Annotated in this window: 6 protein-coding genes; 3 read left to right on the top strand and 3 right to left on the bottom strand. The window is 30.5% G+C overall.

The window, feature by feature from the left end; translation table 11 throughout:
- Together AACZ53_RS12415 and AACZ53_RS12410 are read left to right on the top strand one after the other, a co-directional pair.
- Positions 1 to 2,912, top strand: a 2,912-nt coding sequence (locus tag AACZ53_RS12415) for a DUF2723 domain-containing protein (RefSeq protein ID WP_339838967.1), incomplete at its 5' end; no start/stop codon positions are given.
- A gap of 54 nt (positions 2,913 to 2,966) precedes the next feature.
- Positions 2,967 to 3,596 (top strand): polysaccharide deacetylase family protein, encoded by a 630-nt coding sequence (locus tag AACZ53_RS12410; RefSeq protein WP_339838965.1) that lies wholly within the window; start codon positions 2,967 to 2,969, stop codon positions 3,594 to 3,596.
- On the opposite strand, the gene AACZ53_RS12405 is transcribed toward AACZ53_RS12410, so the two are convergent.
- The 3 genes from AACZ53_RS12405 to AACZ53_RS12395 form a co-directional block, all read right to left on the bottom strand.
- Positions 3,593 to 3,889, bottom strand: a complete 297-nt coding sequence (locus AACZ53_RS12405; protein WP_339838963.1) for a thioredoxin family protein — start codon at positions 3,887 to 3,889, stop codon at positions 3,593 to 3,595. The genes AACZ53_RS12410 and AACZ53_RS12405 overlap by 4 nt on opposite strands.
- Positions 3,890 to 3,964: 75 nt before the next feature.
- The gene (locus tag AACZ53_RS12400; RefSeq protein WP_339838961.1) at positions 3,965 to 5,197 is read right to left on the bottom strand and encodes a metallophosphoesterase; all 1,233 of its coding nucleotides are present in this window, start codon (positions 5,195 to 5,197) and stop codon (positions 3,965 to 3,967) included.
- A 123-nt stretch (positions 5,198 to 5,320) separates the two neighbouring features.
- Positions 5,321 to 6,787: a hypothetical protein gene (locus AACZ53_RS12395; protein ID WP_339838960.1), complete on the bottom strand. Its 1,467-nt coding sequence runs from the start codon at positions 6,785 to 6,787 to the stop codon at positions 5,321 to 5,323.
- Between the two features lie 193 nt (positions 6,788 to 6,980).
- Here AACZ53_RS12395 and AACZ53_RS12390 point away from each other — a divergent pair.
- Positions 6,981 to 8,545, top strand: a 1,565-nt coding sequence (locus AACZ53_RS12390; protein WP_339838959.1) for a 5'-3' exonuclease H3TH domain-containing protein, incomplete at its 3' end; no start/stop codon positions are given.

The raw sequence follows: 8,545 nt of genomic DNA, 5'->3' as shown, positions 1-8,545 counted from the left end.
TGACTATTTTACATAAAAAAATAGTTCCAAGCACAAATGAAGATGAAAAAAGCAATTCTATCATGATTTTAGGAAGTGCTTTAGTTGCTTCTTTAGCTTTTACATTTACAGATAGTTTTTGGTTTAATGCTACCGAAGCAGAAGTTTACGCTATGGCTTCCCTATTTATTGCTCTTTTACTTTGGTTAGCCTTGAGATGGGAACAAGAAATGGATGAACCTAGAGGAAACAGATGGTTAGTCTTGATATCTCTAGTGATTGGACTTTCTTTTGGTGCTCACTTTATGGCATTACTAACTATTCCATCAATTGGAATTCTTTATTACTTTAAAAAGTATAAAGAGATCACTCTTAAAAACTTTATTATTGCTAATGTTGTTGTAGTTGTAATTTTGTTCTTTGTATTTAAATTCTTACTCCCATATACGTTGTCATTCTTTGGAAAAACTGAGATATTTATGGTAAATACTTTCGGATTACCTTTTAACTCAGGGACAATTTTTGCCTTCTTACTTATTATAACTTTCTTTTATTTTGGATTAAACTATACGCGAAAGAAAGGACATGTATTTTATAACACTATTTTACTTTGCTTATTATTTATTTTAATTGGTTTTTCGACTTGGATAATGTTGCCTATTAGAGCAAACACGGATATTCCAATCAATGAAAACAAACCATCTGATGCTGCCGAAGTCTTAGCTTATTATAACAGAGAGCAATATGGAGAGCAAAAAACGTTTTATGGCCCAATGTTTTCAGAATCTTATGCAGGAATTGACGAAAACAATCCTTATTTCGATGAAAAACCCAATTATGAGAGAGATTATACCACTGGAGAATATGTAATTACTAATGATTACAAAAACGGAAATCAAAATTTGGATGACAACCACAAAGGATTTATGCCAAGGATGTGGAGTACTGATCATGCTGAAAACTATATGCTTTTTACAGAACCCTTAGAGTTTAGAATAAATCCAGAATATTCGCATGAAGACGAATTAGTTCAAATAGTTTCTGAATTTAGAACAGCTTATGCTCAAGGAAAAGTAGATTTAGAAGACTATTCTGCATTTTTAAAAGGATATGGAGATTATTTGATAATCGAAAAACCTTCATTTGCCAACAACATGAAGTTCATGTTTGAATACCAATTTGGCTACATGTACATGAGGTATATGATGTGGAATTTTGTTGGTCGTCAAAATGATCTTCAAGGAAAATACGATAATGAAAATGGTAATTGGATTAGTGGAATTAAACCATTAGACGAAATTAGACTAGACAATCAGTCTAAATTGACATCTGATATGAAAAACAATAAAGCAAGGAACACTTACTATTTCTTACCTTTTATTTTAGGTATTGTGGGAATGATTTTTCATGCAAGAAAAGATTTAAGAAGTTTCTATGTTCTTCTAGCATTATTTTTATTTACAAGTTTTGCCTTAAAGATATTCTTGAATGAAAGACCTTTTGAACCACGTGAACGTGACTATGCGGTTGTAGGGTCATTTTATGTATTTGCCATGTGGATTGGCTATGGCGTCTATGGTATATATGAAGGATTAAAAAAATTCTTAAGCCCAAAAATTACAATTCCTGTTGTTTTAGCTGCAACTATGTTGGCTGGACCAGTGCTTTTAGCTAAAGAAAATTGGGACGATCATGATCGTTCTGGAAAATATACAGCCTTAGCATTAGCGAAAGCTTATTTAGATTCGTGTGATCCAAATGCAATCTTATTTACAATAGGAGACAATGACACATTCCCGCTTTGGTATGCTCAAGAAATTGAAGGCTATAGAACTGATGTACGAATTGTAAATACCAGTTTATTAGCAACCGATTGGTATATAGATCAAATGAAAAACAAAGCTTATAAATCTGAACCTTTGCCAATTTCTTTTACAAGAGATCAGTACAAAGGTAGTAACAGAGATGGTGTTCTTTTTGTTGAAAAAACTAAAGAACCGTTAGTCTTAGATGAAGTTTTAAAGTTTATTAAACTTGAAGACGAAAGAGCAACTGTTGAAATGAACAGTGGTCAAAGGCTACATTATTACCCATCAAATAAAATAATTATTCCTGTTGACAGAGAAACTGTTATTAAAAATAATGTTGTAGCAAAACAATTTCAAGATTCGATTGTTCCTGCAATGTACCTAACTATTAAAGGAAATGCTCTATATAAAAATCGTTTAATAATGCTTGACATTCTGAATGAAAACAACTGGAAACGACCGATGTATTTTACAGGTGGAAGTTTTGCTGACGAAGATTTCTTATGGTTAAAAGATTATTTAGAATTAGTTGGAAATTGCTACAAAATTGTCCCAATAAAAACACCAAAAAAAGAAGGTGGAAGTCCATTAGACATGGGTATTATTGATAGGGACAAAATGTATGATATCATAATGAAATTAGATTGGGGAAATAGTGGAAATCCTGATATGCTGCACGACACAGAAACACGAAAAAATGCTGTTTCCTATCGTTCAAATATTGCTCGATTAATGGAAGTATTAATTAATGAAGGTAAAAAAGAAAAAGCAGAAAAACTGATTGATTTAGCTATGGCAAAAATGCCAATTGAACAATTTGGTTATTACACTTTAGTTGAACCTTTTGCAACTGGATATTATGAATTAGGCCAGAAAGAAAAAGCACAAAAAATAGTAAAAACGTTAATCGGTAAATATCAAGAAAACTTGACGTATTATAAAAGTTTAACCATCAATCAACAAAACAGATTAGTAAATGATATTAGTCTAGATATTGAAAGATATAGAAGTTTATTAGAAATAATTGAAAGTGCAAATGATAATAATTTCTATGCAACTGAAAAAATAAAATTCAACAACTATAATAAAATGTTTGAGCGTTTTAACAGAGATATGTTGAAATAATTTAAAAATCAAAGCCTACTAAGACAAAAACTTATTAGGCTTTTTTTCTTTTCAATGGTAAAAGTTCCAAAATTCATAAAAAAAATATTCTGCAATCAGGTTTGGGACATTCCGAATTCTGAAAACAAAATATACCTAACATTTGATGATGGACCAACACCTTTAGTGACAGAATGGGTTTTAGATGTTCTTGAAAGGGAAAACATAAAAGCAACATTTTTCTGCATTGGAAACAATATTGAAAAGCATCCTGACATATTAAAAAAAACAATTGCAGCTGGGCATTCCATAGGGAATCACACCTTTAATCATTTAAAAGGATGGAAAACCTCAACAAAAAAATATCTTGAAAATGTTGATTTATGTAGTAATATTATTCAACAATTTACAATCAAAAATCTTCATTCTTCACTCTATCGTCCTCCTTATGGGAAAATAAAAACCAAGCAAACTAAATTACTTAGAGCAAAAGGTTTTAAAGTTATAATGTGGGATGTTTTAAGCAAAGACTACGACCAAGCCATTTCGCCCGAAAAATGCCTAGAAAACACAAAAAAAACAACTTCTGGGAGCATCTTAGTTTTTCATGATAGTTTAAAAGCACAGAAAAACCTTGAGTATACTTTGCCTAAAGCTATTAAATTTTTAAAAGAAAAAGGATTCGTTTTTGATACGATAAATTAAGCTTGCTCTTTTACGATGTTTATCAAAGTATTAGCATCTAATTCACCACTTTGTCTCCAAACCATTTGACCTGATTTGTAAATCATCAAAGTAGGCAAACCTTTAATACGAAGTGCTTCTGCAAGTTCTTGATTTTTGTCAATATCAATTTTTATCACTTTGGCTTTATCACCAAGCGCTGCTGCTACATGACGAATTACTTCGTTCATTGCAATTGAAGGCTCATTCCATTCTGTAAAAAAATCTAACAAAACAGGAACTTGAGCATCTATAAGTTCTCCAAATTTTGACATAAATTTGATGTTATTTAAAGTAAAAAATTAATTTTACCATACAATTTATTGTACAAATGTAGTATTTTTAATGAATTACGCTACTTTTTTACTTTTTTTTAACTCAATTACGGTAATTTCAGGCATAATCCCAACTCTACCAGGATAAGCATGAAAACCAAAACCACGATTAACATAGACATATCTACCCTTGTTTTCATACAATCCAGCCCATTGTTTATAAACATATTGCACTGGACTCCATTTTATCCAACCTGGAATTTCTATTCCGAATTGAAAACCGTGAGTATGACCCGAAAGTGTTAAATGGAAATTTCTTTCATCGTGTTGCACTTCTGCATCCCAATGACTTGGATCGTGACTCATTAAAATTTTGAAATCTTCATTTTTTATTCCTTGACTAGCTAAATTTAAATCACCTGCTTTTTTGAAATGTTTCCCCCAATTTTCAACACCAACTAAACGAATTGAATCATTCTCTTTTTGAATTTTAATGTTTTCATTGAGCAATAATTTAAAATCAATTTGACGATGTAAATCTTTTATAGCTTCAAAATTATCATCTTTTTCTTTATCTGAATCCCATTCTAAATATTCACCATAATCATGATTTCCTAAAATTGAAAATTTTCCTAAAGCCGGATTGTGAATTTTTTTAAACATTTCAATCCAAGGATACATTTCTTTGGCATGTGTATTTACAATATCCCCTGTAAACAAAACCATATCACTATTTTGCTCGTTTATTAAATCAATAGCGTATTGAATTTTTTCAGGATTATCAAAACTACCACTATGAATGTCAGAAATTTGAGTAATTGTTGTTCCATCAAAAGAATCTGGTAAATCTGAAAAAAACAGGGTTTGTTTAATTACCTTAAAATTATATTTTCCAATAGTTACTCCATATAACAATGATGCAAAAGGAATAGCAGCCAAGCCTAAAGCAATTTGACTTACAAATCGCCTTCTGGTTGGCATAAATTTTCCACCGTCATTATCGCCAACGAAATGAACGATAACTGCTTTAAAAAATCTAAAAATATCTTCTCCAAATAAAACAACACTTATAACAATTTTTGGCACAACAAAAATCAAGAACAATCCCATTGTAAACAAAGTTTTGCTTGTTTGACCAATGCTTCTGTCAAATTGTGTGAATTGATAAATAATATAACTAACAACTATTAATGTCATTAATACATAAACTATCAATATAAATTTTGATTTAGTAACCGTTCGAATTGCTTGAAATGAATAAAACTCTATAACCGCAATTATTATTAGTGGAATTAACCAACGTAGCATATTATTATTTTTTTGCAAAGTAATAAATATAAAGTCTGCTATAGAAACTAATTGTTAAAACTTTAACGCCATAAAAAAGACCAACATGTTAAATATCGGTCTTTTATATTGTACTAAACAATTTTAGTTTATGATAAGATTCATAGAAACCGTTAAAATATTACCTGTTCCACTAAATCTTTGCGCAAAAACTTCCACATAGTCATTTGGTGATAATTCAACAATAGACTGCAAAGGAACAGCTAAAATATCAGTTGTTGAATTTGAATTCACATATACTTTTGATTGATTAACAACTGTTCCGTTTTTAGCAATATAAAATATATAAATCGTATTTGTTGCCGTTGCTTGAAAAGACGCTGATCCCCCTATTTTAAAAAATCTTTTTTTATTTCCTAAATATTGTATTCTATTATCAACACCATTACGGGAAGCTCTATATAGGTTATTCGAGGTAGTGGTTCCTAATAACTTAACTGCTGTTCCTGAAAGCGTTGTACTAGCACCAGAACCTACAGGATAATCATAATTTATATCCCCAACTGCAACTCTATCTCCTTCATAAGGAATACCTGAACAATTAACATTCCATTTATTATTAAAATTAAAACCGGCATAAGTACCTGCTCCGGTATATGGATTTACATATTTACCAGTAGATAATGTTCCTGCAAAATTGACATTTTCAATTATACCGTCTGCATTTATTAGTGGATTTAAAGAAAAATCCATACCTATAGCTGCACCATTAACATCTGAAAAACCTCCTTGCTTTTGAATTGAACCAAAAGTGCCTTCAAATTTTTCAAAAACTCCAGTATTATTTCCAAACCAGCCTTGATTATCTAACAATAATTTTGATATATCTCTATAAATAAATCCGTTAGCATTGCCTACATACTGAATAATACTACTAAATACCAAATTAAAATTTTGAATCAATCCAACATTAGCAGAACTCGTAATAATCATGTCTCTAAAAATTAAATTTTGAGTTCCCCCTCCATTTATATTAAAAACATTACCACCAGTAGCAACCAAAGTTAATACCCTTATGGATCCACCTGTAGTTCCTGTAAAAAGGTCTCCTGTTGCTTTAATTAATTTGTCATCTGAAGAATCTAATCCAACAAGATAAGCATTGTTTAATTCAATTGGGAAATTTAGAGTAACCGTACCATTTATCTCATACAAAGTTTGAGAATCTAAGAGATATTTAGAACCACCTCCAGCAGATAATTCGGCGGCCAAAACAGCAGCTAAAACATCTGTAGATTTTATTCTTTTAAATTTTGATCTACCTTGTGAAACATTAACCCAAGTTGTTGCTGGTAAATCATAATAACTAAATCCTTTTAAATCAGCATCATAAACCATTAAACCGTTAGCGGGAGTTACAATAGTATTTTTTTGAGCCGTAGTCATTCTGGGCATTAAAAGGCCTTGTGTTGTAGATGTTATATCTAATACAGAAGATGCCGCAGGTGAAGTAGTTCCAATTCCTACTTGAGCATTTAAATTTTGTATGGTACAAAAAAGCATAAAAAACCAAAAAATAGTTTTTAAAGATAAAGTAAAGTTCTTTTTCATAAGTAGAATATTTAATATTTAATCGTTCAAATGTATAAAAATATCGATTAAATACATAAAAAAAATAAAAAAAATAAAACTTTACTTTTTTACTTTTATTTAATTCTTACTTTTAAAGGAATATATTACATAATAATTAAGTTAAATATTTAGAAGAATTGTATTTTTACGTTTTAAAATTAATTTTAGAACCATGTCACAAAAACGTTTATTCCTTCTCGATGCATATGCTTTAATATTTAGGGGCTATTATGCTTTTATTAAAAACCCAAGAATTAATTCAAAGGGAATGGACACTTCTGCCATAATGGGATTTATGAACGCCTTAATGGATGTGATTAAACGAGAAAAACCAGATCATTTAGCAGTAGCTTTTGACAAAGGAGGAAGTGACATAAGAAATGAAATGTTTCCTGAGTACAAAGCCAACCGAGATGCAACACCAGAAGCTATAAAAATAGCTGTTCCATATATACAAGACTTACTAAAAGCCATGCACATTCCAATTATGGAGCAGGCAGGTTTTGAAGCGGATGATTTAATAGGAACACTAGCCAAACAAGCAGAAAAAGAAGGTTTTCAAGTTTTTATGGTAACTCCGGATAAAGATTTTGCCCAATTAGTATCTGAAAATATTTTTATGTACAAACCTGCAAGAATGGGTAATGGAATTGAAATTTGGGGAATTCCTGAAGTACAAGCAAAATTTGAAGTTGAACATCCTTTACAAGTAATTGATTTTCTAGGAATGATGGGTGATGCTGTTGATAATATTCCAGGTTTACCGGGTGTTGGTGAAAAAACTGCTAAGAAGTTTTTAGCACAATATGGTTCAATGGAAAAATTACTAGAAAGCACACATGAACTTAAAGGCAAAATGAAAGAAAACATTGAAGCCAATAAAGAAAAAGGTATTCTTTCTAAAAAATTAGCCACTATACTACTTGATTGCCCGGTAACTTTTAATGAAAGTGATTTTGAATTATCTAAACCTGATGTTGAAAAAACAGAAGCAATTTTTCAGGAATTGGAATTTAGACGAATGCAAGAACAGTTTGACAAAATGTTTAGAGATGGAAGCGATTATGATGAAATAAACACGAACGACACTCCAAATACTGGTGAAACTCCAAAACCAGCTAGAAAAACAGTACCAAAGAATGAAGATCAAATGGATTTATTTGGATTTTCTGATGATTCAAGCGATAGTTTTAGTACTTCTTCATTTTATGCGACTTTAGAAAATACGGAACATTTTTACCAAATTATACAAGGTGATTTAGCTCTAAAATTACTACTTCAAAATTTACAAAATCAAACTTCTGTTTGTTTTGATACTGAAACAACTGGTTTAGATGCTTTAAATGCTGAATTAGTCGGAATTGCATTTTCATACGAAAAAGGAAAAGGATTTTACGTTCCATTTCCAGAAAATCAAGACGACGCTTTAGTCCTTATTGAAAAAATAAAACCGTTTTTTGAGAATGAAACGATTGAAAAAATTGGTCAGAACTTAAAATATGATTTAAAAATTCTTTCAAAATACAATATCTCAGTAAAAGGAAAACTATTCGACACAATGATAGCTCATTATTTGATCAATCCTGATATGCGTCACAATATGGACATTTTGAGCGAAACGTATTTAAAATATAGTCCAAAAAGCATTGAAGAATTAATTGGAAAAAAAGGAAAGAACCAAAAATCAATGCGTGATGTTACTTTGGAAGAAGTAAAGGAATATGCAGTTGAAGATGC

It is taken from the genome of uncultured Flavobacterium sp. (genome assembly GCF_963975005.1).
Lineage (GTDB): Bacteria > Bacteroidota > Bacteroidia > Flavobacteriales > Flavobacteriaceae > Flavobacterium.
Note: the sequence above shows the minus strand (reverse complement) of the source record. Positions and strands in the feature narration are given on the sequence as shown.

What these genes read in the sequence shown, in the direction of transcription:
- AACZ53_RS12410 (WP_339838965.1), top strand. Translation starts at nt 2,967, where the DNA reads ATGGTAAAAGTTCCAAAATTCATAAAAAAAATATTCTGCAATCAGGTT.
- AACZ53_RS12405 (WP_339838963.1), bottom strand. Translation starts at nt 3,889, where the DNA reads ATGTCAAAATTTGGAGAACTTATAGATGCTCAAGTTCCTGTTTTGTTA.
- AACZ53_RS12395 (WP_339838960.1), bottom strand. Translation starts at nt 6,787, where the DNA reads ATGAAAAAGAACTTTACTTTATCTTTAAAAACTATTTTTTGGTTTTTT.
- AACZ53_RS12400 (WP_339838961.1), bottom strand. Translation starts at nt 5,197, where the DNA reads ATGCTACGTTGGTTAATTCCACTAATAATAATTGCGGTTATAGAGTTT.